Origin of the sequence: Lentzea sokolovensis (assembly GCF_033949975.1) — a bacterium.
Taxonomy (GTDB): domain Bacteria; phylum Actinomycetota; class Actinomycetes; order Mycobacteriales; family Pseudonocardiaceae; genus Lentzea; species Lentzea sokolovensis.
Genome location: NZ_JAXAVU010000010.1, coordinates 155,863 through 179,968, shown reverse-complemented (window position 1 = coordinate 179,968; position 24,106 = coordinate 155,863). Strand labels below are relative to the sequence as shown.

The following is a 24,106-nucleotide window of genomic DNA, read 5'->3' as shown; positions in this document are numbered from 1 at the left end:
CATGGGTTCAACCGACCACGGAGATGCGCTGCAGGTCCTGCAGCGCATCTTCGGGTACCCCGAGTTCCGCGGCGATCAGGCCGCCATCGTCGAGCACGTGGTCGCGGGTGGTGACGCGCTCGTGCTCATGCCGACCGGCGGCGGCAAGTCCCTCTGCTATCAGGTGCCCGCCCTGGTGCGGCCCGGCACGGGCGTGGTGATCTCCCCGCTCATCGCGCTGATGCAGGACCAGGTGGAGGCGTTGCGCGCCCTGGGCGTGCGCGCGGGCTTCCTGAACTCCTCGCTGTCCTGGGACGAACGCCGGATGGTCGAGGCCGAGTTCGTCAACGGCGAGCTCGACCTGCTCTACCTCGCGCCGGAGCGGCTGACGTCCGAGGCGACCCTGCGCCTGCTCGACCAGGGCGAGATCGCGCTGTTCGCGATCGACGAGGCGCACTGCGTCTCCCAGTGGGGTCACGACTTCCGGCCCGACTACCTCTCGCTCACGCACCTGCACGAACGCTGGCCGAAGGTGCCGCGGATCGCGCTCACCGCCACCGCGACGGAGGCGACGCGCAAGGAGATCCTCACGCGCCTGGAGCTGAACGAGGGGCGTCAGTTCGTCTCCAGCTTCGACCGGCCGAACATCCAGTACCGCATCGTCGGCAAGAAGGAGCCGAAGAAGCAGCTGCTGGACCTGTTGCGCAGCGAGCACCAGGGCGACGCCGGCATCGTCTACTGCCTGTCCCGCGCGTCGGTGGAGAAGACGGCGGAGTTCCTGGTGGCCAACGGCATTCCCGCGCTGCCGTACCACGCGGGCCTCGACTCGTCGGTCCGTCAGCGCAACCAGGCCCGGTTCCTGCGGGAGGACGGCCTGGTCATGGTCGCGACGATCGCGTTCGGCATGGGCATCGACAAGCCGGACGTCCGCTTCGTGGCCCACCTCGACCTCCCGAAGTCGGTCGAGGGCTACTACCAGGAGACGGGCCGCGCGGGCCGCGACGGTCTGCCGTCCACGGCGTGGCTCGCCTACGGTCTGCAGGACGTGGTGCAGCAGCGCAAGATGATCGAGTCCTCGGAAGGTGATCTCGCGTTCCGCCGCCGGTCACAGGCGCACCTCGACGCGATGCTCGCCCTCTGCGAGACCATCACGTGCCGCCGCACCAGGATCCTCGAGTACTTCAACGAGTCCGGTGTGCCGTGCGGCAACTGCGACACCTGCCTCACGCCGCCCGAGTCGTGGGACGGCACGGTTGCCGCGCAGAAGGTCCTCTCGACGGTCTACCGGCTGCGCAAGGAGCGCAATCAGAAGTTCGGCGCCGGTCAGATCATCGACATCCTGCTGGGCCGCAAGACCGCCAAGGTCATCCAGTTCGACCACGACCAGCTCAGCACGTTCGGCATCGGCGAGGATCTGAACGAGAGCGAGTGGCGCGGCGTGGTCCGCCAGCTCCTCGCCCAGGGCCTGCTGGCCGTCGAGGGCGAGTACTCGACGCTGGTGCTCACCGAGGCGAGCACCGAGGTCCTCGGCCGCAAGCGCGAAGTCAAGATGCGCAAGGACCCGACGCCTGCCCGCTCGACGACGCGCACGGCGTCCTCCTCCGGCGCGGCCAAGGTGAAGGTGGACCTGCCGGCCGACGCGGGCCCGCTCTTCGAGGCGCTGCGCGAGTGGCGGGCTCAGCAGGCCCGCGAGCAGAGCGTCCCCGCCTACGTGATCTTCCACGACGCCACGCTGAAGTCCATCGCGGCGTCACGTCCCGGCTCGCTCGCCTCGCTGGGCGCGGTGAGCGGCGTCGGCCAGGCCAAGCTCACGAAGTACGGCGAGCAGATCCTGGAGGTCGTGGCGGCCGGCGGACCCGCACCCGCCGCGGCCGCGCCTGCCGCCCAGCCTCCCAAGGCCAAGCCGAAGACCACGACCACCGGCGGGGCGGCGTGGGGCTCTGGCGACGCCGTGGACGAGTGGCCGGAACCGGAGGAGCCCGACGAGCCGATGGACTGGTGATCGGGTCAGGTCACCCTCTCGATCTGGGCGCGCTTGATCACGTTCTTCCCCGATTCCCCGACCAGGTCGAAAGCCGCGCTGTTCAGCACGACGCAGCCCGTTCCGACACCGATGATCAGCACGGTCGTCTGCTTTCCGTTGTCCAGATTGGTCACCCGCACCGAAGTCCCCACCGGAAGCTGTGACGAGAACGCCCCGGGAGCCCCGCCGACGGCCGACAACCCGACGGTCGCACCGTCACAGACGACCTGGCCCACGGTTCCGGAAGCCCGCACGCGGGAAGTGGGAGTCCGGGTGGTGGGTGTCGGAGCCGGCGCGTTTCCGACGATCTCCACCCGAATGCGCCGGAGAACGCTGTCCACTCCGTTCTGACCTGTTTCGGCGGACCAGAGTGAATCGAACGCCGCGGTGTTCAGCACCGCGCAGCCGGTCGACGTCCCGGTGACCGAGACGGTGATAGCCCGCCCGTTGACGGGATTCGAGAGCCGCACCAACGTCCCGACCGGGAACTGGTCCGACAGCACACCGGCCGGCCCTTTTGAGTTCGCCGTTCTCACCTGCTGCCCGGAACACACTTCTTTGCCCGCCACCCCCGACTGCGACGTGGAGCCGCCGGATCCGGCAAGGGCGAAGGCCGTACCTCCGATCGCCGCGACGACCGAAAAGACCCCGGCCCCCGCGATCCAGCCCTTCGACCAGCGCATGCGCAACACCCGACCTCTCTGTCAGGCCGTACGGCCCGCAGATGGTGAAGGTTCAACGACGTGTGGCTCGAAGCAGCGCCGTCGGGTCGCACGACGCCAAATGGTCGCGCAGGGCGACGTGTGCGAAGCGGTACTCGCCGTCGACGCGGGTGAGCAGCAGCCGGTCCTGTGCGAGGTGAAGCAAAGCCTTGCGGCGGAAGGACAACTCGCCCAGTGAGAGGGGGCGCGTGACACCCTCCGCGGCGACCTCGGCGAGCGCGTCGAACGGCCAGACGTAGTCGCGGGCGGCGGTCGGGGTCACCAGCAATCCCAGTGCTACTCCCAGTGCGGTTCCCCAGGACCCCACCGCGCCGATCCCGCCCAGCAGACCGACCATGCCGAGGACCGGGACAGCCGGCTGCACCCACCACGGGCGCCCCAGCCGCATGCGTTGCTGTTGCACCGGGCGCACCGTGCTCCACACACGTCCGACGGCTGCGGCGAAAACTCCGCCTGCCACGCCTGCGGAGAAGCCGACGCCCATGCCCGCGAGCACCACGTACGGGCCGATCCAGATCATCGAGACACCCGGAGCGGCGGCGATCAGCACCGCCCACGGCACAGGAGCGGAACCCGGCACAAAACCCAGCGCCAAGAAGAATGACGCCACCACCACGAACACGTACGCCACGAGGTACGGCCACGGCGTGCCGATTCCACCCAGCCACAAACCAGCGAGCCCGACCAGCAATCCCGCGAACACCCCGGCCAGGAATCCGAGTGCGGCAGTCAGAATGCCGTGCGCGCGTCCAGGCGGGTGGAAGACGTGCGGCAGCTTGTTGACCAATACGAGCAACGAAGACGCGGCCACCACGAACACCAATGCGGGCCACAACCCAAGGCGCAGGCCCGTCATGAACGCAACGGCGCACACACCACCGGCATATGCGGCAGGCACCGCGCGCACGAACAGCAACCACAACGGACGTGTCGGCAGCAGCGGAAGCCACGCACGGCGGTGAGGCATGTGCACGGGCGCACCGAGGTCCGGCCGCCCCAACCGTGCGAGGAGCTTCAATGCGCGAATGGTGGGGCCCGCGCCGCGCTGGCTGGAAAGCCTTTCCACGACGAACGAACCCACGAAGTCGATGCCGATCGCGTCGACCTGCTTGTCCAGGTGTGTCAGCGCCAGCAGGTTCAGCGCCAGCGGCGAGTCCAGCCGCTCCCAGATCGCCGGGGTGAGCGCTGCTTCCAGGCTGTCGAGCCGAGGGCTGACCGAAGCGATGTACGCGAGAACCTGACCGCGAGACAGCGGCTCGACGAACACCGAGGGCAGGTTCTCGATCGGCTCCGTCGAGGTCACGACCGAGGCGAACGGCGCGAGTTCGGACTCGCAGTGCGCGCGATCGACGCGCGGCACCTCGTCCAGGCCGTCGATGAGCACGGCCACCCGCTCGCGGCGCAGCCAGATCGTGCCAGCCGAGCGGCTGATGCCGTAACGGCGGTTCAGTTCCTTCAGCAACCACGCGGTGAACTCCGTGGGCTTGCGAGTGCCGTACGCACGCCACGTCGCCAAGTCCACGACCACGGGAATCGGCGCCTCGGGGTCGTTGCGCGCCCGCTCGACCAACGCCAGACACAGTTCGCGCAACAACGTCGACCGCCCGCTGCCGACCGGTCCGATCAAAACCATGCTGTGGCCGAGGCGGTCGTAGACGGCTTCCAGGTCCGGTGACGAGACTTCTTCGCCCTCGACCCGCACGGAGAGCTTGGGCTGCTGCAGAACACCGAGCTTGATCTGCGTCTGGGCGGCCAGCGAGGCCGCGAGCAGCGTCTTCACCCGCGACTCGACCCGGTCGAGCGCGGCGGCGCGGTTGCTGGTCTCGTGACCGCGGACACGTTCCCAGAGCGCGAGACCGACCGCGACGAGCACCATTGCGCCCACCGCGGGCCACAACCACCGGCCGAACTCGCCGAAGAACCCCGGAACGGGCCCGCCAGTGCTCACGCTGATGGCCGCCGGGAGCAGAAGAACAACGGTGACCAGGCACAACGCGGCCAACGCCGTCAGCCGTGCCGCCCTCGTCACCCCGCTCGGATCCACCGTCACCTCCGCGATCCCGGCGAACGACGGTAACCGGGTCGCCGGGATCGCGGAAGTGATTCCAATCCGGCGTAACTCACACGCGAACCACCCTGCTCGCGTGACTACTGCTGTTGCTGCTGCTCGCCGCCGAAGTTCCGGAGGCCTTCCTTGAGCTTGTCCTCGCCCTTGTCGATGTGCTCGCTGTGCTTGCCGCCGGTCTTGTCGTCAGCGAACTGGCCCGCACGCTCGACACCCTGATCGACCTTGTCACCGTGCTGGCCGATGAGGTCCTTGGCCTTGTTCTTCAACTCGTCGAATCCCATGACTGCATTACCTCCCTATGCAGTTCGGGTACCCGGTCTCGGATCCGGTACACGTCGCTGGATCGAGTGAAGTGCGGCCACCACGTCGACCGGCACGCCCTCCACATCAGACGAGTGCGGCAACGCGCTGCCGAGCGGCACTCCACCGAACAACGTCGCCGCCACGGTCAGTCGGCCATCGACGGTGATCTCCAGGTCGGCCGGGTCAGGCGCTCGCCGGTGGCGCGTCCGGTCCGAGACCGTGGACCTGCCGGTGAAGGACCGCGCCATGCTCGCCAACGCGCTCGGCAGGATCACGCTCACGGTGAAGCCACAGACCGGCCAGGCGACGTGCAAGCTTCGGACGGAGAAGGAAAAAGAGATCACGAACGCCGGCGTGGAAGCGAAGTGCGAATACGGGATCACCGAATCCACGAACAACTGAACCGGCCGTGTGATCCGTTAAAACTTGCCCGGCCACCACTGCTGCACTAGGAAACGCGCATGAGGCGAATCGCAGCTGGACTGGCAGTGGCGGCGCTGGCCGTTGGTTTCATCACGACGGGCACCGCGTCCGCCGAGGTTCAGACGGCCCGGCCCGACTGCGGCTACACCGCGACACCGGAGGAGCCCGCGGCTCGCCCGGTGTCGATCCCGCACGACCCGTGGTTCACCAAGGGCAAGGTCCTGGTGAAGGTGAAGACCAGTCAGGGCGACATCCCGCTGGTGCTCGACCGCGCCAAGGCTGCGTGCACCGCGCACAGCTTCATCCACCTGGCGCACCGCGGTTTCTACAACCAGACCGAGTGTCACCGGCTCACCGCCTACCCGACGCTCAAGGTGCTGCAGTGCGGCGACCCGTCCAACACGGGCGAGGGCGGCCCCGGCTACAAGTACAAGGACGAGCTGCCGACCGACCTGCAGCCCGCGCCGAACGACCCGACCGGCCTGCGCCGCATCTACCCGCGGGGCACGCTCGCGATGGCGAACGCCGGTCCCGACACGAACGGCTCGCAGTTCTTCCTGGTGCAGTCGGACTCGATCCTGCGTCCGAACTACACGGTGTTCGGCCAGATCCTGCCCGAGGGTCTGAAGACCCTGGACAAGATCGCGGCCGGTGGCATCGCCGGTGAGGACCCGCTCGACGGCCGTCCGAACGTCAAGTCCGAGCTGAAGTGGGTGCTCCCGCTCGGGATCTAGTGCGAGGCCCAGCCCGTGAGCGCGCCGTAGAACGTGTCGGAGAGCCGCCGGACCACCTGCTCGTCAGGTAGTCCGGCGGTTTTCGTCAGGTCGAGGATCTCTCGCGGGGCGAACAACGCGTTGTGCAGAAACCGTGCCACGTTCAACAAAGCGTCCGGCAGCGCCAGGTCGATCAGCACACCGCGCAACGCCTGGTCCCACGCGCTGCACGACAACGCCGCCGCGGCCTCGCCGCACTGCAGCCGTTCCAGAAAACCTCGCTGCGACGAGAACCGCGCTATCACCGGGCCGTGCAGGTTCTGCAGCTTCACCCAGCGCGTGACTTGGTGTTCGAACAGTTCCTTGCCGGTCTTGCGAGACCGTTCGCCGTGTTCGACCAACGACGCCATGACGTCTTCGTGGTAGGCCACCACGAGCGCTTCCACGGATGGAAAGTGCCGATATGCCGTCGCTTGCGAAAGCGCGGCCTTGCGCGCGATCGACTGCATCGTCGCCGTTGCTGGTTCAGCCCGCAGGACGTGCGTCGCGGCATCCAGCAATCGCTTGCGGTTGCGACGCGCGTCACTGCGGCTGTTTGTCTCCTCCGGCAGAACGTCCTCCCACCCGCGAACCCCGTTGCGGAGTGCAGGATAGGGCGAAAGATCAACGAAATGATGCGATTCCGGTCAACGCGTGGCCGATGGATAGCAGGTGGATGTCGGAAGTGCCCTCGTAAGTAAGTACGGATTCCAGGTTGTTCGCGTGACGCAAGGGCGAGTACTCCAACGAGATGCCGTTCGCGCCGAGGATGGTCCGGCTTTCCCGCGCGATCGCGATGGCCGACTCGACGTTGTTGTACTTGCCGACGCTGATCTGCTCGGGCTTGAGCGTGCCGGCCTCCTTGAGCCTCGCGAGGTGCAACGCCAGCAGCATCGAGTTGCTGACCTGCACCGTCATGCTCGCGAGCTTGCGCTGGGTGAGCTGGAACGCGGCGATCGGCTGGTCGAACTGGATGCGCGTGCCGGCGTAGCGCAGCGCCGCCTGCAGCGAATCCCGCGCTGCGCCGACAGCGCCGAACACGATCCCGAACCGCGCCTCGTTCAGACATGTGAGCGGCGCGCGCAAGGAAGTCGCGAGCGGCAGCCGGGCGCTTTCCGGCAGCCGCACGTCCTCCATGATCAACTCGGAAGTGACGGATGCTCGCATTGACAGCTTCTGCTTGATGTCCCGCGTCGAGAATCCCGGGGTGCCGCGAGGAACGAGGAATCCTCGAATTCCGTCCTCGGTCCGCGCCCACACCGTCGCCACGTCCGCGAGACCACCGTTGGTGATCCACATCTTGGTGCCGTTGAGCACCCAGTCCGCGCCGTCGCGCACGGCCCGTGTGCGCATGCCGGACGGGTTCGAGCCGAAGTCCGGTTCGGTCAGCCCGAAGCACCCGATCGCCTCGCCGGCGGCCAGACGGGGCAGCCACTCCTGCTTCTGCTCCTCCGACCCGTACTTCCAGATCGAGTACATCGACAGTGAACCCTGCACGGACACGAAGCTGCGGATGCCACTGTCCACCGCCTCCAGTTCCAGGCACGCGAGCCCGTACGCGAGCGCCGACGTCCCCGCGCACCCGTAACCCTCCAGGTGCATGCCCAGCACGCCGAGCTTGCCGAGTTCCCGCGCGAGCTCGCGCGGCAGGATGCCCTCCTCGAACCACGAGGCGATGTGCGGCCGGACGTGGTCGGTCAGGTACTGCGCGACGGTGGCCTGGATGTCGCGCTCCTCGTCGCCCAGCAACGACGGGATGTCCAGCAACTGCAACGGGTCCTGCACTTCACTGCTCCAGCTTCGGCGGGCGCAGCCGGTAGGTCACCGGCGTGCGCGACAGGCGGATGGGGTTCGCGACGAGCGTCATGTCGTCGATCGTCGCGGTCGGGGCGAGGTCCAGCGACTCCGCCAGCGCGAACGCGCGCGCGACATCGTTGACAGGACCGCACGGAACGCCCAGTGGTGTCAGCGTCTCGAACCAGTGCTGCGCCGGGCGCGCCCGCAGCCGTGCCGCGAGCACCTCGAACAGCTCGTCCACGTGCTTCACCCGATCGGAGTTCGTGACGAACCGCGAGTCCGTGGCCAGCTCCGGCACGTCCAGCACCGAGCACAACCGGCGGAACTGCCGGTCGTTGCCCACCGCGAGCGCGATCGGCTGGTCGGCCGTCGGGAACACCTCGTACGGCGCGATCGACGGATGCCGGTTGCCCATCGGCTTCGGCACCGAGCCGGCCAGTGTGAAGCCCGCGCTCTGGTTCACCATGCTCGACAACAGCACCGTCAGCAGGTCCAGCTCGACGAGCTGGCCCAGCCCCGTCGCCTCCCGGTGCCGCAACGCCGCCAGGATTCCGACGCACGCGTGCAATCCGGTCAGCACGTCGACCAGCGCCACCCCGGTCTTCACCGGCTCGTACGGACCGGGCCCGGTCACGCTCATCAACCCGCCCACGGCCTGCACGAGCAGGTCGTAGCCGGGCAGGTCCGCGCCCTTGCCCGCACCGAACCCCGAGATCGAGCAGTAGACGAGGTCGTCCCGCCCGAGGGACTCGTAGTCCAGCCCGAACTTCTTCATCGTGCCCGGCTTGAAGTTCTCGACCACGACGTCCGCCCGCGCGATCAGCTCGCGCGCCTGCTCCCGGCCCGCCTCCGTCGACAGGTCGATCTGCAGCGAGGTCTTGTTCCTGTTGACGGACAGGAAGTACGTCGCCTCGTCCTGGTAGTGCGGCGGACCCCAAGTGCGGGTCTCGTCGCCCCTGCCGGGCCGCTCGACCTTGACGACCTCGGCACCGAGGTCGCCCAGCATCATCGTCGCGTACGGAGCCGCCAGCACCCGGCTGAAGTCCGCGATCACCACGCCTTCGAGCGAGCTCATGCGACCCGCCCCCGCAGCCTCATCGCGGCCAGCACGCGTTCCTGCGCCAGCTCGCGCGCCGCCACATGTGTTGTGGTGCCACGACTTCTCGCCTCGACGATGACGTTCGCCGCGTTCGCCCTCAGCTTTGAGGACACGGCCTCCAGCACCGTCGCGGGGTTCACCGGGAACGGCGAGTACCGCGCGTCCATGGCGAACGCCGCCGCGACCACGCCGCCGGCGTTCGCGATGAAGTCCGGCACGACCGCGATCCCGCGCTCCGCGAGAACCTCCTGCGCAGCAACGGAAGTCGGCAGGTTCGCGCCCTCGACCACCAGGGTGGTGTCGAGCTCGCCCGCGAGTTCCGCGTCGATCACGTCCTGCAGCGCCGCCGGCACGAGCACGTCGCACGGCACGCGAAGCTCGGCGCCGAGTTCGCGGACATCGCCGTACTCCTTGACCGCGAGATCACCGAACTCGTCCCGCAGCTTCAGCAGTCGTGTGACGTCCAGACCGCCGGCATCGACCAGCGCTCCGTGCACCGAGGACACGGCGACGACGACCGCGCCGAGTTCGGCGAACCGCTTCGCCGCCGCGGCGCCGACCGCGCCAAAACCCTGCACCGCCACGCGTTTACCGCGCAGCTCCATCAGTTCGTCCGCCACCTCGGCCACGCCGTACCCGGTGACGCCCAGCTCGTCGTACGGCAGACCGCCGAGTTGAGCCGGTGCGCCCATCATAGCGCCGCGGTCCGACAGTTCGTCCTGGACGATCGCGGCATCCCGTTCGGTGAGGCCCATGTCGAGCCCGAGCACGTACTCGCGCGGCACCTCGTTGGAGAGCTTGCGCGCGAACGCCCGCAGCGCCGCTTCCTTGCCAGGAGAGGAAGGATCGAACACGATCCCCGCCTTCGCACCGCCGAAGAACAGGTCGACCCCGGCCCACTTCCACGTCATCACGCGCGCGAGCCGGGCGATCTCCGCGACCGTCACGTTCGGGGTCATCCGCGTGCCGCCCTTGCCCATGCCGCGCGCGGTGTTGTCGATGACGAGCACGCCTTTCATGCCGGTGCGCCGGTCGGACACGCAGACGACCTTCTCCGGCCCCCACTCGTCCATGAGCTCGAGTACGTCCATCACAGTCCTCACACGCAGTTGAGTTCCGGCCGTGCCTGGTCGGCGGCGAATCTGGAGGCGTCCAAACTGGACACGTCGACGAAGGGCTCGCGGCCGAGCACGAGGTCGCGCACGACCTCGCCGACCGCGGGGCCCTGCAGGAAACCGTGCCCGGAAAAGCCCGTGGCGTAGAAGAACCGCCCTGCCGAGCCGATCAGCGCGTTGTGGTCCGGCGTCACCTCGTACAGCCCGGCCCACCCGTCGCGCACGCCCACGTCCAGCAATCTCGGCGCGCGCCTGCCGATCGCCTCGGTGAGCCTGGGCAGCCACGCGTCGGACATGTCCAGCTTGAAGCCCGGTGTCTCGTCCGGGTCGGACATGCCGAACAGCAGCCCCCGGCCCTCGCGGTGGAAGTAGAAGGTGCTGCCGAAGTCGATGGTGAACGGCGTCACCCGATCGTGTAGCTCCGGCATGGCCTCGGTGAACATGATCTGTCGCCGGAGCGGAGAAACCGGCAGGTCAACGCCCACCATCTCGCCGATCTCCCGCGACCACGCGCCGGCCGCGCAGACCAGATTCGGCGTCGAAACGGTGCCGCGGTCGGTTTCGACGCGAAAAGTGTCAGACCCCGTTCCTACGATCGATCTCACGGTGGTTCTGGTGTGCAGACGGGCACCGAATCGGCGGGCCGCGGTGGCATAACCGAGGACGACTGACTCAGGCGTGCAGTGCCCGTCGTCCGGGGAGAAGGTCGCCGCGAGCAGGCCGTCCGTCTCGATCAGCGGAGACATCCGCCGGGCTTCCTCGACAGTCAGCATTCGACTGCGCACGCCGAGGGAGTTCTGGAGGTCGACGTTGCGCTCGAACGCCGTCACGTCATCGTCGGAGGAGAGGAGGAACAGGTAGCCGACCTGGTGCAGGTCGATCTCCTGCCCGGGGCGCTGCGGAAAGCGCTGGAACAGTTCGATGGATCGAGCTCCGAGCCTGATGTTCAGTTCGTCGGAGAACTGGGCGCGCACTCCACCCGCTGCCTTGCAGGTGGAGCCGGACCCCAGGTCATCCCGCTCCACGACCACGACATCCCGGACTCCTGCCTCGGCGAGGTGAAAGGCGATGGATGTGCCCATCACCCCGCCGCCGATGACGACGACCTCCGCTTGAGCAGGCAGCTCAGGCGAGGCGGTAGTCAAGGTTCGCCTCGATCGCGAGAGTGTCCATCTGCGCCTTCTGCAGCTTCCCCGAGTAGTCCCAGTTCATGGACTGCCAGCGGGTGAACTGATCGAGCACCCACACGCCCGACTGCCGGGAGCCGTTGCCGCTCTTGCCGTTACCGCCGAACGGCAGGTGCGCCTCGGCCCCGGACGTCGAGTTGTTGACGCTCACCATTCCGGCGGAGATGCCGGCGCGGAACCGGAAGGCCTTGTTCGGGTCCGTGGTGTAGATCGAGCACGACAGGCCGTAGCCCGGCTTGTTGCCGAGCTCGATCGCCTCGTCCAGGTCCGAGTACCTCATGACGCCGACGAGCGGCCCGAACGTCTCCTGCAGGAACAGTTCGTCGTCGTCGCGCACACCGGAAACGATTGCGGGGTGGTAGAAGAAGCCGTTCTCACCAGCGAAGCCGTCGCGCGGGCTGGCAGCCGAGATGCGGCCGGTCGGGCCGTGCACCGTGTGGTGCTCGCCGATCCAGCCGAGGTACTTCTCGTACGCCAGCGCGAACTTCTCGTCCAGCAACGGTCCATAGAGGACATCGGTGGCCGGGTCGCCCACAGCGGCGCCGGCGACGGCCTCGACGAACCGGGTCAGGAACTCGTCGTACACCGACTCGTGCACGATCGCCGTGCCGAGCGAGGTGCAGCGCTGGCCCGCGGAACCGAAGCCGGCGAACAGCGCGCCCTGCACGGCCAGGTCGAGGTCCGCGTCCTCGGTGACGACCATCGGGTTCTTGCCGCCCAGTTCCAGGCACGGCGTCTGGAGGTGGCGACCGCACAGCTCGCCGATGCGCACACCGACCTCGCTGGACCCGGTGAAGCCGACCTTGTCGACGAGGCCCTGTCGCAGTGACTGTTCAAGGCCGTCGAACGTCTCCGAGCCCTCGGCGAAGACGATCTCGAACACGCCGGCCGGAATGCCGGCGGCCTGGAACACGTCGTAGAAGGCCTGGGCCGACGCGGCGGAGTACTCGGCGGGCTTCCACACGACCGAGTTGCCGCACAGCAACGCCGGGATGATGTACCAGGACGGCACGGCGACCGGGAAGTTGCCGGCGGTGATGATCGCCGCGACGCCGACCGGGTTGCGGAACGTGAAGAGCTGCTTGTCCGGCATCTCCGAAGGGACCGTCTGCCCGTAGAGGCGCCGGCCCTCGCCGACGAAGAAGTTGGCGGTGTCGACGATCTCCTGCACCTCGCCGCGGGCCTCCGCGATCGGCTTGCCGATCTCGCGGGTCACGAGCTGGGAGAGGGGTTCGAAGTTCGCTTCGACCAGGCGGCCGATGTTGCCGATGACCTGGCCGCGCACGGGCGCGGGCACGCGTGCCCAGGCGCGTTGTGCGGCCTTGGCGCGTTGTGCGGCGGCCACGAAGTCGCGGCTGGTCCCGAGCTCGATCTCGGTGACCACGTCGGAGGTGTTCGACGGGTTCGTGGAGACGTAGGGCATGCCTCCACCCTGGTAGGTGCCGGCGGAATCCGCCAGAGGTTGCAGAATGAAACCTCGCGACGTCGAGCGTAAGCTGCGCTGGTGCTCAATCCGGTTCATCTGCGCACGCTCGTCGAGGTCGTGAGGACGGGTTCCTTCGCGGAGGCCGCGCGCAACCTCGGTTACACGTCGTCGGCCGTGTCGCAGCAGATCTCGGCGTTCGAGCGGGCGGTCGGTGTGACGCTCTTCGAGCGCGAGGCGCATTCGATCAGGCCTGCCAGCACCGCGTTGCTGATCGCCGACCGCGGCGGCGAACTGCTGGCCGCGTTCGACGGGTTCGAGCACGAGGTGAAGGCGATGGTGCAGGGCCTGCGCGGGCGCCTGCGGATCGGCACGTTCCCGACGGCGAGTTCGCGGGTCATGCCGAAGGTGCTGGCAAGACTGCAGGCGGACCTGCCAGGAGCCGAGATCCGCCTGGACGAGGCGGAGCCGGACGACGTGCTGCCGCTCGTGCTGGCCGGTGAGCTCGACCTCGCGCTGGTGTACTTGTACGACCTCGTGCCGCGAACGTGGCCGGAAGAACTGACCGTGGTGCCGTTGCTGGACGAATCCCTCCTGGTGATGGTTCCGGCGGGCCATCCGGCCGCGAAGAACAACGTCAAACTCGAAGACCTCAAGGACGAACGCTGGATCGCCTCACGCGACGGAACCTCCGGCGCGGTCTGTCTCACCCGCCTCTGCGCGGCGGCGGGCTTCGGGCCCAAGATCGCGTTCCGAAGCAACGACTACGAGGTCGTGCAATCGCTCGTGGCGGCCGGTGTGGGCGTCGCGCTCGTGCCCGCGCTCGGCTACCGGGAGCTGGCAGGCACGCACGTGATGCCATTGCGCCACAAGCCGTTGCGCAGGCACGTGCACGTGGTGCACCGCACCGCGAACACCAACCCGCTGCTGCACGACGCGGTGACAGCGTTGCGGGAAGTCTGTCAGAACACCGTGGGCGGTTACATGAGCCAGCCCGTGATTCACCGGATCTGAGCGCGCACGTCCGACATTTGTTCGGCAGGGTCGATGCGGATGCCGTGCCGAACGTCCAGCCCGGTCAGATGAACCACGGCCGGCTGGGACAGCACCAGCGCCCGTACGAGCGCGCCGGTGCGTTGTCGCTCGTGCAGACGGGAGCACGTCCGTACAGCCCGCTGCTCGGCCGTTTCCTGTCCGTCGATCCGGCCGCGGGCGGTTTCGACTACGTCAACGACCTCGACGGCAAGTGGGCACCACGGATTTGGGGCGGTGTGAAGGCGTCCTGGGGCAGTGAAGAACTACGTCCGGTACTTCCCCCCTTGGGACCGGTGATCGTGCTGGTGATCCTGTGACCGGCGGTCGACTGGCCGCACGGAGCGCCTGTGCTCGGGTTCGTTCTACACCCATGTCTTGGGTTATTCGCCGGTCTGCCCGTCCGCGAGTTCGCGGAGCAGATCCAGATGGCCGACGTGGCGCGCGGTCTCCTGCGCCACGTGGGCCAGGATCCATCGCACGGTGCGCTCGCCGTCCGCCGCCGTCGCGCCGGGGTCCAGCTTCTTGAGTGCCTCGGCGTTCGCCCATTCCTGTTGGTAGGCATGGATGAGCGACGCCGGGGTGTCGTCGTCCTCGAGGTTCCAGGACGGGTCCGGACTGCCCTTCCACAACGACGGCAGGTCGAGGCCCGCGCCCGCGATGCACAGCCAGTACCGCTCGACGGCGGTGAGGTGCTTGAGCACGCCGAGCGCCGTCAGCTTCGGGGAAGTCGGGATCGGCGCCGCCGCGGCCTGCTCGCGGGTCAGGCCGTCGACCTTCAGCACTGCGGTTCTGCGGAGGAAGTCCAGGAACTCCCAGGCGAGCACGCCTTCGTCGGCGGCGAGCTTCTCGGGCCAGGTTCGGGTCACCGGGCGAGTTTGTCAGCCTTCGTGTCCGCGAGGAACGTGAAATCAGGCGAACGTCGCGAACTGGTCCTAGTGGTCAGCTTTGTTTCAGTAGAAGCGGCGGAGCTTCGGCCAGAAGGTGTCCCATGGTTCCGTTGGGGCCGTGCACAGCTTTATCTCCGTGCCGTCCTCTTCGTTCTCCACGGGGTTGTGGTGCTGGGCGACGACCTTGCAGTCGTTGAAGGGCGGCTGGCTGAAGCCGACCAGCAGGACCTTGGTACTGGTGGGCTGTGGAGGTCCCCAGTCGTAGAAGGACATGTGGCCGGAATAGGTGTAGATCTCGGTGTAGGCCTCGATCGCGCCGGCCTGGCCGTAGTTGCGGGTGATGACGACGGGGCGGTCGTTCTCGAACCACGCGTCCTGGACGGTGAGGGCCAGTTCGCGCCAGCCGACCTGTTCGCCCTGCTCGGGGTTGATGGCGATGACCGGGCCCAGTGCGCTGGGCGGCAGGATCGGTAGCGAACCCACCAACGCGGGGATGACGCTCAGTGCTACCAGGACGCTGCCGACCGCCTTGCGGCGCAAAAGCCACTCCTGCGCTTGGCGTGCGCCCGCTGCCATCAGCACCAGCAGCAGCGGGACCGCGTAGTAGGGCTTGCCGCCGGTGATCAGGCACAGTGCGCAGAGGATCGGGTAGGCGAGCGCGATCGAGCGGAAGGTCCTGTCGCGCCACAGGTTTCGGAAGCCGGTGAACCACACCGGGACCAGAAGTGGGGACAGCATCAGGAGTTGCATCGGGACGAACATGATTCGGTTCTCGGTGCCGTCGTCCTCGCTGATGCCGCGGGCGACGGTGAGCAGCGGGAAGTCGTGCAGTGCCTGCCAGATCACGACTGGAGCGGCGATCACCGCGCACACGGCCATGCCGGCGGCGAGCCACCAGGTGCGCAGGACGGTGCGCGGGCCGACGGCGAGCAGTGCGATCGCCATGGCTGCCAAAAGCAAGAGCAGCAACCACTTGTTGGCCAGGCCGACGCCGGCGGTCGCGCCCAGGGCGAGCCACCAGCGGCCGTCGCCGGATTTCAGGAGCTTGATCGCGAAGTAGCCGACGAGCGTCCAGATCAGCAGGTCGACGGTGGCGGTGGAGAGCATGTGGCTCACGGCCAGGACGAACGTCGACGTTGCCGAGGCTGCGGCCGCGAACGTGGAGCCGCCGCCCAGTTCCTTGGCGATCAACGCGACCACGACCGTGATGGCGAGGGCCAGGAGGGTCGCGGCCACGCGGAGGCCGACCGGGGTTTCGCCGAACGCCGCCGTCGTCAGGCGGGCGAGGATCGGGGTGATCGGTGGCTGGTCGACGTAGCCCCAGTCGGGGCGTTTGCCCGCCGCGATGAAGTAGAGCTCGTCGCGATGGAAACCGTAACGGCCCGACAACGCGGTCAGCGCCACCGCCTGTACGGCGAGCACGATCCCCAGCCCACGTCCCATGAACGGGAAGGTACCCAGGAGGTGTCTGATCAGGTGGCGTTTTTGCGGTACCAGCGCGGGGAGGTGGTGATCGGTGGCTTGAGGCTCGCGTTGACCACGATCATGGACGGGCCGGAAGCCTCGTCCAGAGCGGACTTGAGGTCGTCGAAGCCGTTCAGGGTGACCGCGGGGATGCCGAAGCTTTCGGCGAGCTTGGCGAAGTCCGGACGGGTCAGGTCGACGCCGCTGATGGTGTGGTTCGCGACCTGCTGGTCGTAGCGGAGCATGCCGTAGCCGCCGTCGTCCACGAGCACGATGGTGAGCGGCAGGCCTTCCTGTTTGAGGGTGGCGAGGTCGCCGCACGCGAAGAGGAAGCCGCCGTCGCCGACCACCGCGATCGTGCGGTGGCCGACGGCCGCGCCGATGGCTGCCGGGAAACCGAAGCCGAGCGTGCCCCAGCCGACCGGGTAGGCGAGGCCGCGAGGCTTCGTGACGTGGTGGAAGCCGCCGATCCAGTAGCCGGGGATGCACATGTCGGCGACGATCGTGGCATCGGTGTCTTCCAACGCCCGCAACAGTTTCATGGCTTCGGGGGAGTCGGCTTCTGCCAGCGCGCGCACCTCGGCGTTGACCGCGTCGACGTCGACGGCGGCTTGTTTGGCGGTCACTCTGGCCACGAGTGCGGCGGTGACGGTGGCCGCGTCGCCTTCGATCGTGACGTCCGCCGGGTAGTTCTTGCCGGCCTCGGCCTTGTCGATGTTGACGGCCAGCAGCGCGTGCGGCTTCGGCTGCAACCAGTTCTGGGTCATCATGCCGTCGAAGTCGGTGCCGATCGCGATCACGAGGTCGGCGTCGTCCCAGAGCTTTCCGACGGGCGGTGCGTGCACTGGGCCGCGCACGACGTGAGGGCTGTCCGTCAAGCCGCGTGCGCCGTACGTCGTGATGATCGGTGCCTGGATTTTGGTGGCCAACGCGCCGATCGCGGGTCCGGCGCCGGACCGTGCCGCGCCGCCACCTGCCCAGATCAACGGCCTCTCGGAGCCGGCGATGAGCTTCTCGGCTTCGGTGAGGTCGGCCACCGCGTGAGTGGGCGTGACCTTCGTGATGGTGGGGTGCGGGACCTCGGCGGACAGGAAGTCCGTTGGGACGCCCAGGTAAACCGGGCCGTGCGGGCTTTGGGTGGCCTGCTGGACGGCCTTGTCGGTGCAGGCGGCGATCTCCGGTGCGGACGGCACGTCGAACGACGCCTTGGTGACCGGTGTGAACATGGCCTTCTGGTCACGCGTCTCGTGCAGCACGCCGCGATGGACGCCGGGCTGCCGGAGTGTCGACGGGATGTCCGTCGCGATCACGAGCACCGGACTGCCCGATGCCCACGCCTCGCCGGTGGCGCCCAGCGTGTTCGCCGCGCCGGGGCCGGTGGTCACGACGGCCACACCGAGCTTGCCCGTGGCACGTGCGTAGCCGTCTGCCGCGTAGACCGCCGTCTGTTCGTGGCGCACGCCGATCATGCGGATGCCGGGGTGCTTCCCCAGTGCCTCCCAGATGGCGAGGTTGTGGACACCGGGCAGGCCGAACACCACTTCGACGTCGTGCGCGGCCAGGACGGTCAGCAAGCTCTCAGCACCCTTGGGCATGCGTCCGACGCTAAGGCTCGCTTACTGCCCCGACAACGGGTGCGCAGCAGGTCTGGTGCTCAGGGTCAGGCGCGGAACGGCTCGAACGGGAGTTCCGTCACGTTGTCCAGTCCACCTGGGACGGTGTGAACGTTCCGGTCCGCGAAACCTCGTTCGAATCGAGCGAAAGGCAATTCGGGCCGGTGTGGCCGGGCACCGAATTCGACGTGGTCGACGCGTCTTTTCGTCCTGCGGGACGAATTGGTTGCGCGGGTCGGCCGACAGCGGAGGTGGACCTGACGGCCGAACGGGACGTGCTGCGCCCGAGGTTCCGTCTGGTACGGCCCGGCCGCCGCGGGACGGCATTTCCGGCCTCCGCGCGGCTTTTGTTTCGAAGGATTCACGGCTTCGTGAATTGGTCGCCAGATGATTGACAGTTGAACTGTGTTCAGGGAGTGGCCCCTTGTGCCACGATGTGCGGCGACCGCATGACCTGGGGGTGGAGATGCTGTACTTCGGTGGGCTGTTCGGAGTGCTGATGATAGGGCTGACGATCTTCGCAGTCGTGGACGTGATCACGACCGACGAAGGCTCTGTTCGCAATCTGCCGAAGATGATGTGGCTACTTCTGGTCTTGCTGTTCCCGTTGGTGGGTTCGATCGCGTGGCTCGTTGCGGGCCGTCCGGTGGTGGGGACCGGACGCGCACGATTCGCGGCCTACGAGCGCGGTGCTTCTGCTTTTCCCGAGTACGACCGGCCGGGACGGTTCGCGGCCACCGATGCTGACGACGATCAGGAGTTCCTGCGCCGCTGCCGTGAGCGCGCGGAGGAACAACGACGCAAGGGACGCGAGAACCAGTGAGGATTGTCCTGCTGTTCTTGGTTGTTCTGCTCGCCGGTTGTGGCGGAAACGCGCAAATGGCGGCACAACCCCCCGCAACTCAAACGTCCACTTCGGACAAACTGGCGCCCGCCGATTTCCAGGCGCGCTGGTGGACCTGGGCATCCCAGCCCTCGAACAGCAACCCGGTGTCCGACACCTCCGGGCGCTACTGCATGCGTGATCAGCCCGTCGAGGTCTGGCTGCTCGCCGGGTCACTCGGTGAGGGCCCGGTCGAGCGGCAGTGCCGCGTCCCCGCCTCCAAGCCGCTGCTCGCGCCCGTCGTGAACCTCGCGACCGATGTCGCGGGCTGCGAGAAGTTCATGAAGAACGCGCAGGGCGAGGTGCTGATGGACGGCTCGACGCAGGCGCTGACGAGGGTGTCCGCCACGCCGTTCACCTACGAAGCGCGCGCGGGCAACCCGTACGGCACGTCGGCGGGCCGGATCAACTCGGTCGGCTGCGGTCTGTACGCGTGGATCGCCGCTCCCGCCTCCGGTGAGCACGAGCTCGTGATCCGGGGTTCCGCGAACGGCAGGGACGTCGACGTGAAGTACAAGCTGATCGTGGGCGCCGACTAGAGCGGAAAACCAGGTGCGCCGGTCCGGTAACGTGGTTCGTGGCGTCCGAGCAGACGTGAGGCTGGAGCCGCTCCCCGGCAGTGAGCGGCACTTTCCGCCGCAGTGTTCAGCAACTCCTGCTCGCTGAAGCGAACTGACCACGTAGACGCGTGACACATGCGTCCTTGTCGGCCGAGCCGGGCGGCGGAAACGAGGACTGCTGTCATGGCACGTCTGTCCACCACGGACCAGCTCGCCGATCTGCGGCGCACCTACACGGGCGAGAACCTGTCCCAGGCGGTCCCTGCCGTCCGCGACGGGAATTCCGTGTTGCCCGAGGCCGCCACCGAGGCCCAGCGCCGGCTCGAAGCCAAGGTGCTGGTCGCCGGGTGCGCCGCCGCGAGCATGCTCCAGCTGATGCCGCCCGCGAGCATCATCAGGCCCGCCCACGCGTTCCGGACCGTGGAACCGGGGGAGCCCCTGAAGTTGCACCTGAGCGACAGAGCTCTCGGCCCGCTGCTGTTCGAACTGCTGCCGCGCACCGAGGCCGGGTTCGGCATGGGCGTCGCCGGTCTCGAGCACCGGCAGTACCGGCGGTCGGCCGAGCTGACCACCGGAGACGCCGGCGTCGTGCTGACCGGGGTCGACGAGCAGGCGTGGGAACTCGGCATGCGTTACGTGCGCTGGATGCACGAGCACCGCGGCGTCGAGTACACCGACGGCGGTGGCAACGACGACGAGATCGCCGAATCGGCCACTGGGAGCGCTCTCCTGCGCCGGGTACACCTGTGGCATGACGCGAGCTGGTTGCGAGCACTTCCGATGGGCGGGGCCTGGTTCGTCGAGTGGGCCGGTGGCCCGTCCGAGGACGAGATCAGGCAGAAGCTCGGCCACCCTGACTTCGGGACCACCTACGAGATCACGCCGCGCCGCATCGACGCGCCGTCCGAGGACGTCGAGGAAGGCATGCGGACCTATCCGTGGCCTGAGGAGTTCGTGTCTGCCGTCACGGCTGGTCAGCCCGATCAGCGACCTGACCGCCGGTAGACTGCGCTTTCGCCCGCAGGAACGATCGTCAGGAGGACCCCGGTGACCCAGCAGGCTGCCGAGGCCCAAGCCGAAGCCACGCGCAAGGCCCCTCGCGTCCTCGTCGCCGAAGACGAGGCGCTGATCCGTCTCGACCTCGTCGAGATGCTGCGCGAAGAGGGCTACGACGTGGCGGGCGAGGCCGCAGATGGTGAAGAGGCCATCAAGCTCGCGACCGAGCTCAATCCGGACCTGGTCATCCTGGACGTCAAGATGCCCAAGGTCGACGGGATCGAGGCGGCGCAGCACATCGCCGGCAACAGGATCGCGCCGGTCGTGATCCTCACCGCGTTCAGCCAGCGCGACCTGGTGGAGCGCGCCCGCGACGCGGGTGCGATGGCCTACCTGGTCAAGCCGTTCGCCAAGCGGGACCTCGTGCCCGCGATCGAGCTGGCGATGAGCCGGTTCAGCGAACTGGCCGCACTGGAGCAGGAAGTCGCCGGGCTCACCGAGCGCCTGGAGACCCGCAAGGTCGTGGAACGGGCCAAGGGCATTCTCATGACCAAGCAAGGTCTGAGCGAGCCGGAGGCGTTCAAGTGGGTGCAGCGCACCGCCATGGACCGCCGCACGACGATGAAGGCCGTCGCAGAGGCCGTCATCGAGAACTTCGGCTAGTCAGTTTCGGCTGAGTTCGAGCCACACGGAGTCCGTCTGCCGTCCCGGATCCTCGGGACGCAGGCGGACTTCTACGTTGTGGCTGCCTTTCAGCGAGATCTCCAGCTCGTGCCGGCCACCTATGCCGCCGGGGATCGGCACGGTCGCCGCGAGAGAGGTGTCGACGTACACCTCGAAGCCCGCTATCGGCGCCACTGACCGCGCGTGGGCCGCGTCGAGGGTGATCACCAGCGCCGCGTCGTTCGGGCCCTTAGCGTTGATCTCAGCGGTCAGGACGGGCAAAACGGGCGGTAGCTCGTCCGGCGCGTTCTCCAGCTTCACCGAAGACCGGCCGGGCACCTCCAGGTAGCTCTCCAGCACCTGGGCCTGTGACGCGCCGGGCATCCGCAGCACGAAGGGCGTCAGTGCGTCCGGGCCGTCCGTGGTGAGGAGTTCGGCGGGCACGTCCCCGATCAGCGTCAACTCGCTGTCCTCCGCCGCGGACCAGCCGTTCACCGCCGGCCGCAGCGGCACCTTCGCCGTCCCGAGTTGCGCGACCAGGCCGTTCGGGTCGCCGCCGTCGCCGAACCGGACCGTTGCCCGTAAGCGCGCTGAAGAGACCCCACGCAACGGTGCGCGCGCCACGCCGATGCCCGGTGCTTCTTCTTCGGGTTCGAGCACGCGCAGAGTCCCCGCCACGAGCGGTGTCTCGATCACCTCGTCCACGGGGCCACGCGAGCCGGAGATGCCGATCGCGTCGATTTCCACGCGTCCCGGATAGCTGACCGGAGGCATAACGCCGATCAGCACGCTCGCCTCTCGCCACTGCGGTACGACGGGCGAAGTCGCGATCTCGGCGCCGTCCTGGAGGACCCGCACGCCGTTATCTGTCAGCACTACTTCGAATCGATGCAGAACGCCCGCACCGCGCGTTCCGGGGGCCACGGAGTCGTCCACCACCACGTGAACCGCATCAGCAGGAGGTATGGGTCCGAGTCGATCAGACGTTCCAGGCGCCAAATCGACCACGAGTTTCCCTCGCGGTCCGGCCGCGTCCGTCACGACGACCACGCGGCCCAGTTCGGCCGATTCCTTCAACAGCAGTGGCGTCCGTGAGCGCAGCACGGCCGTGTCGTTTCCACACGGCATGTCGATCACCAGGCGGCCGCCGGAGCCCGAACCGGGGTTCACGCACCCCCGCCGGCCGCTCAGGTGGTAGCGGCGGTCGAGGAACGTGTCGTCGAAGTCGTCCAGCCAGCCGTCGACCGCCCGCCGCCAGCCGTCGTCGCTCGGCCGCTCCTCGGCCCTGACCGGCGAGGATCGCTGGCCGAAGGCGTCCACCGCGCGCACGTCCGGCCGTCCGGAGCCCGTGATCTCGGGCGACGCGACGAGTTTTCCGAAGACCTCGTACCCGGCGGCACCTGGCACAGGCGCCCATTGGACTCGTCCGTCGCTGCTCCATACGGAGGACGGCGGGCCGGGCTGAGGTGGCGTCGCCGAAACCCTGACGAAATCCGCTGTGTACTTAGTTAAGCGAACGGCATCTGAACTGGGCTTCTTCAGGGCATCATCGGACTCGCGCAGAACCAGCACCGCCGCGACGATGATCGCGACAGCGCCCACCGCGGTGATCACTCGACGACGCGGAGTCATACGTCCACGTTATGGCAGCCGTCCAAAGAGTGAACGAAGGTTACCGTCTGTGACATTGCTTAAGTGAAACATAACGCCGCGTTGCGTTATGGTCACGAGCCCATTGGCTTTGATGACTGCGGTCACAGTCATCGCCTAGGTTCCGGCCATCCCTCAGGAGAGGGTGATGGAGCGGTGCGCGGAGATCTCGCGTAGCCGGGAGCAGGGATATAGGAGGGACATCACGTGCGTAAGCACTCTGTGAAGTCCGCAGCGATCGTCGGCGCCTCGCTGCTTGTTCTTGCAGCCTGTGGCTCGAACAAGACCGAGGGCGGCGGCACCACCGGGGGCAGCTGCGACACGTCGAAGGGCACTCTGACCGTCGGTGTTGTCGCCCCGTTGTCCGGGAACCTGTCCGCTCTCGGCGTCGGCATCAAGCAGTCCGCCGAGCTCGCCGTGGACGAGGCGAACAAGAAGTGCACGGTCAAGGGCTACAAGCTGACCGTGTCCGCCCAGGACGACGAGGCCAACCCCGCCAAGGGTGCCCAGGCCGCCACGAAGCTGTCGACCGACCCGAACGTTGTCGGTGTCGTCGGCACGCTGAACTCGTCTGTGGCCCAGACCGTGCAGCCGATCCTGCGGGACAAGAAGATCCCCCAGGTGTCGCCCGCCAACACGAACCCGTCGCTGACCAGGGGCAATGACTTCCTGACGGCCCCGAAGCGGCAGTTCGACAACTACTTCCGCGTCTGCACCACCGACGACCTGCAGGGGCCGTACGCGGCCAACTACCTCGTCGAGAAGGCCGGCAAGAAGAAGATCGCCATCATCACCGACGGCAAGACCTACGGTGAGGGCCTGGCCGCCGAGCTGTCCAAGCAGGTCACCAAGAAGGGTGGCACGATCGTCGGCTCCGAGAAGGTCGGCGAGAAGGACACCGACTTCTCCGGCGTCATCGCCAAGATCAAGGCCCTCGGCCCGGAGGCCGTCTACTACGGCGGTGAGTACCCGGTCGCCGGACCGCTGTCCAAGCAGATGAAGGACGCCGGTCTCGACGTTCCGCTGATGGGCGGCGACGGCATCTTCGACGGCAAGTACATCGAGCTCGGCGGCAAGGAGGGCGACCTCGCCACCTCCGTCGGTGCCCCGACCGAGTCCCTGGCCACGGCCAAGGCCTTCGTCGACGCGTACAAGGCGAAGTTCGGCAAGGAGGACTACGCCGCCTACGGTGCGTTCTCCTACGACGCCGCGAACGCGATCATCGGTGCCCTGGGCAAGACCGTCGACGGCGCTGCCTGGGACGAGTCGAAGCGTGACGCGATGCTGACCAACGTCGGTACCTACTCCGGTTCCGGTGCCACCGGTGAGGTCAAGTTCGACCAGTACGGCGACAGCACGAACAAGGTGCTGACCGTGTACCAGGTCACCTCGGCGAAGTGGAAGGACGTTCAGACCGGCACCTTCACCGGCTGATCGACTACCTAATCACTGATTGAAGCCACG

The 24,106-nt window shown here is 67.7% G+C and carries 23 protein-coding genes; 10 read left to right on the top strand and 13 right to left on the bottom strand.

Annotation, left to right across the window (positions count from 1 at the left end):
• Position 1: 1 nt before the first annotated feature.
• Entirely contained in the window at positions 2–1,981 is a 1,980-nt protein-coding gene (gene recQ, locus SK854_RS22855; protein WP_319977123.1) for a DNA helicase RecQ, read from the top strand.
• A gap of 5 nt (positions 1,982–1,986) precedes the next feature.
• On the opposite strand, the gene SK854_RS22850 is transcribed toward recQ, so the two are convergent.
• The 3 genes from SK854_RS22850 to SK854_RS22840 form a co-directional block, all read right to left on the bottom strand.
• A complete protein-coding gene (locus tag SK854_RS22850; RefSeq protein WP_319977122.1) occupies positions 1,987–2,685 on the bottom strand; it encodes an RlpA-like double-psi beta-barrel domain-containing protein in 699 nt (232 codons plus the stop codon).
• Between the two features lie 52 nt (positions 2,686–2,737).
• On the bottom strand, positions 2,738–4,774 hold the full coding sequence (locus SK854_RS22845; protein ID WP_319977121.1) for an NACHT domain-containing protein: 2,037 nt from the start codon (positions 4,772–4,774) through the stop codon (positions 2,738–2,740).
• Between the two features lie 98 nt (positions 4,775–4,872).
• Positions 4,873–5,073 carry an antitoxin gene (locus SK854_RS22840; RefSeq protein WP_319977120.1) on the bottom strand — a complete coding sequence of 67 codons (201 nt, stop codon included), beginning with the start codon at positions 5,071–5,073 and terminating at the stop codon, positions 4,873–4,875.
• Between the two features lie 241 nt (positions 5,074–5,314).
• On the opposite strand from SK854_RS22840, the gene SK854_RS22835 reads away from it, so the two are divergent.
• Together SK854_RS22835 and SK854_RS22830 are read left to right on the top strand one after the other, a co-directional pair.
• Positions 5,315–5,497, top strand: a complete 183-nt coding sequence (locus SK854_RS22835) for a hypothetical protein (RefSeq protein ID WP_319977119.1) — start codon at positions 5,315–5,317, stop codon at positions 5,495–5,497.
• A gap of 59 nt (positions 5,498–5,556) precedes the next feature.
• Entirely contained in the window at positions 5,557–6,252 is a 696-nt protein-coding gene (locus SK854_RS22830; RefSeq protein WP_319977118.1) for a peptidylprolyl isomerase, read from the top strand.
• Here the strand turns inward: SK854_RS22830 and SK854_RS22825 are convergent.
• From SK854_RS22825 to SK854_RS22800, 6 genes are all read right to left on the bottom strand, one after another.
• Positions 6,249–6,791, bottom strand: coding sequence for a TetR/AcrR family transcriptional regulator (locus tag SK854_RS22825; RefSeq protein ID WP_319977117.1), 543 nt, complete (start codon positions 6,789–6,791; stop codon positions 6,249–6,251). The genes SK854_RS22830 and SK854_RS22825 overlap by 4 nt on opposite strands.
• Positions 6,792–6,894: 103 nt before the next feature.
• Positions 6,895–8,055 (bottom strand): acyl-CoA dehydrogenase family protein, encoded by a 1,161-nt coding sequence (locus SK854_RS22820; protein ID WP_319977116.1) that lies wholly within the window; start codon positions 8,053–8,055, stop codon positions 6,895–6,897.
• A 1-nt stretch (position 8,056) separates the two neighbouring features.
• Positions 8,057–9,142: a CaiB/BaiF CoA transferase family protein gene (locus SK854_RS22815; RefSeq protein ID WP_319977115.1), complete on the bottom strand. Its 1,086-nt coding sequence runs from the start codon at positions 9,140–9,142 to the stop codon at positions 8,057–8,059.
• On the bottom strand, positions 9,139–10,257 hold the full coding sequence (locus SK854_RS22810) for a Glu/Leu/Phe/Val family dehydrogenase (protein ID WP_319977114.1): 1,119 nt from the start codon (positions 10,255–10,257) through the stop codon (positions 9,139–9,141). The genes SK854_RS22815 and SK854_RS22810 overlap by 4 nt, the downstream gene beginning before the upstream one ends.
• Before the next feature lie 8 nt (positions 10,258–10,265).
• Positions 10,266–11,363: an NAD(P)/FAD-dependent oxidoreductase gene (locus SK854_RS22805; protein WP_406601830.1), complete on the bottom strand. Its 1,098-nt coding sequence runs from the start codon at positions 11,361–11,363 to the stop codon at positions 10,266–10,268.
• A gap of 43 nt (positions 11,364–11,406) precedes the next feature.
• Complete coding sequence (locus tag SK854_RS22800; RefSeq protein ID WP_319977112.1) at positions 11,407–12,891, bottom strand: aldehyde dehydrogenase family protein; 1,485 nt, start codon at positions 12,889–12,891, stop codon at positions 11,407–11,409.
• A gap of 81 nt (positions 12,892–12,972) precedes the next feature.
• Here SK854_RS22800 and SK854_RS22795 point away from each other — a divergent pair, with 81 nt between their 5' ends.
• Positions 12,973–13,905: a LysR family transcriptional regulator gene (locus tag SK854_RS22795; protein WP_319977111.1), complete on the top strand. Its 933-nt coding sequence runs from the start codon at positions 12,973–12,975 to the stop codon at positions 13,903–13,905.
• A 44-nt stretch (positions 13,906–13,949) separates the two neighbouring features.
• Positions 13,950–14,243: a hypothetical protein gene (locus SK854_RS22790; protein ID WP_319977110.1), complete on the top strand. Its 294-nt coding sequence runs from the start codon at positions 13,950–13,952 to the stop codon at positions 14,241–14,243.
• A 63-nt stretch (positions 14,244–14,306) separates the two neighbouring features.
• Here SK854_RS22790 and SK854_RS22785 read toward each other — a convergent pair whose 3' ends face one another.
• The 3 genes from SK854_RS22785 to SK854_RS22775 form a co-directional block, all read right to left on the bottom strand.
• Positions 14,307–14,792, bottom strand: coding sequence for a DinB family protein (locus SK854_RS22785; RefSeq protein ID WP_319977109.1), 486 nt, complete (start codon positions 14,790–14,792; stop codon positions 14,307–14,309).
• A gap of 84 nt (positions 14,793–14,876) precedes the next feature.
• Positions 14,877–16,256, bottom strand: coding sequence for a glycosyltransferase family 39 protein (locus tag SK854_RS22780; RefSeq protein ID WP_319977108.1), 1,380 nt, complete (start codon positions 16,254–16,256; stop codon positions 14,877–14,879).
• 29 nt (positions 16,257–16,285) lie between these two features.
• The gene (locus tag SK854_RS22775) at positions 16,286–17,872 is read right to left on the bottom strand and encodes a thiamine pyrophosphate-binding protein (RefSeq protein WP_319977107.1); all 1,587 of its coding nucleotides are present in this window, start codon (positions 17,870–17,872) and stop codon (positions 16,286–16,288) included.
• Positions 17,873–18,356: 484 nt separating this feature from the next.
• Between SK854_RS22775 and SK854_RS22770 the strand changes: the two genes are divergently transcribed.
• The 4 genes from SK854_RS22770 (at position 18,357) to SK854_RS22755 (ending at position 20,992) form a co-directional block, all read left to right on the top strand.
• Positions 18,357–18,713, top strand: coding sequence for a PLDc N-terminal domain-containing protein (locus SK854_RS22770; RefSeq protein WP_319977106.1), 357 nt, complete (start codon positions 18,357–18,359; stop codon positions 18,711–18,713).
• A 167-nt stretch (positions 18,714–18,880) separates the two neighbouring features.
• Entirely contained in the window at positions 18,881–19,312 is a 432-nt protein-coding gene (locus SK854_RS22765; RefSeq protein WP_319977105.1) for a hypothetical protein, read from the top strand.
• 204 nt (positions 19,313–19,516) lie between these two features.
• Positions 19,517–20,338 carry a hypothetical protein gene (locus SK854_RS22760; protein ID WP_319977104.1) on the top strand — a complete coding sequence of 274 codons (822 nt, stop codon included), beginning with the start codon at positions 19,517–19,519 and terminating at the stop codon, positions 20,336–20,338.
• 42 nt (positions 20,339–20,380) lie between these two features.
• A complete protein-coding gene (locus SK854_RS22755; RefSeq protein WP_319977103.1) occupies positions 20,381–20,992 on the top strand; it encodes an ANTAR domain-containing response regulator in 612 nt (203 codons plus the stop codon).
• Here SK854_RS22755 and SK854_RS22750 read toward each other — a convergent pair whose 3' ends face one another.
• Positions 20,993–22,624: a hypothetical protein gene (locus SK854_RS22750; protein ID WP_319977102.1), complete on the bottom strand. Its 1,632-nt coding sequence runs from the start codon at positions 22,622–22,624 to the stop codon at positions 20,993–20,995.
• A 225-nt stretch (positions 22,625–22,849) separates the two neighbouring features.
• Here SK854_RS22750 and SK854_RS22745 point away from each other — a divergent pair, with 225 nt between their 5' ends.
• Positions 22,850–24,076, top strand: coding sequence for a branched-chain amino acid ABC transporter substrate-binding protein (locus tag SK854_RS22745; protein WP_319977101.1), 1,227 nt, complete (start codon positions 22,850–22,852; stop codon positions 24,074–24,076).
• Positions 24,077–24,106: the final 30 nt, after the last annotated feature.

Bases quoted from the DNA above. Each gene is read 5' to 3' on its own strand.
- recQ (WP_319977123.1), top strand. From the start codon at position 2: ATGGGTTCAACCGACCACGGAGATGCGCTGCAGGTCCTGCAGCGCATC.
- SK854_RS22850 (WP_319977122.1), bottom strand. From the start codon at position 2,685: ATGCGCTGGTCGAAGGGCTGGATCGCGGGGGCCGGGGTCTTTTCGGTC.
- SK854_RS22840 (WP_319977120.1), bottom strand. From the start codon at position 5,073: ATGGGATTCGACGAGTTGAAGAACAAGGCCAAGGACCTCATCGGCCAG.
- SK854_RS22830 (WP_319977118.1), top strand. From the start codon at position 5,557: ATGAGGCGAATCGCAGCTGGACTGGCAGTGGCGGCGCTGGCCGTTGGT.
- SK854_RS22815 (WP_319977115.1), bottom strand. From the start codon at position 9,142: ATGAGCTCGCTCGAAGGCGTGGTGATCGCGGACTTCAGCCGGGTGCTG.
- SK854_RS22810 (WP_319977114.1), bottom strand. From the start codon at position 10,257: ATGGACGTACTCGAGCTCATGGACGAGTGGGGGCCGGAGAAGGTCGTC.
- SK854_RS22805 (WP_406601830.1), bottom strand. From the start codon at position 11,363: ATGGGCACATCCATCGCCTTTCACCTCGCCGAGGCAGGAGTCCGGGAT.
- SK854_RS22800 (WP_319977112.1), bottom strand. From the start codon at position 12,891: ATGCCCTACGTCTCCACGAACCCGTCGAACACCTCCGACGTGGTCACC.
- SK854_RS22780 (WP_319977108.1), bottom strand. From the start codon at position 16,256: ATGGGACGTGGGCTGGGGATCGTGCTCGCCGTACAGGCGGTGGCGCTG.
- SK854_RS22775 (WP_319977107.1), bottom strand. From the start codon at position 17,872: ATGCCCAAGGGTGCTGAGAGCTTGCTGACCGTCCTGGCCGCGCACGAC.
- SK854_RS22770 (WP_319977106.1), top strand. From the start codon at position 18,357: ATGCTGTACTTCGGTGGGCTGTTCGGAGTGCTGATGATAGGGCTGACG.
- SK854_RS22760 (WP_319977104.1), top strand. From the start codon at position 19,517: ATGGCACGTCTGTCCACCACGGACCAGCTCGCCGATCTGCGGCGCACC.
- SK854_RS22750 (WP_319977102.1), bottom strand. From the start codon at position 22,624: ATGACTCCGCGTCGTCGAGTGATCACCGCGGTGGGCGCTGTCGCGATC.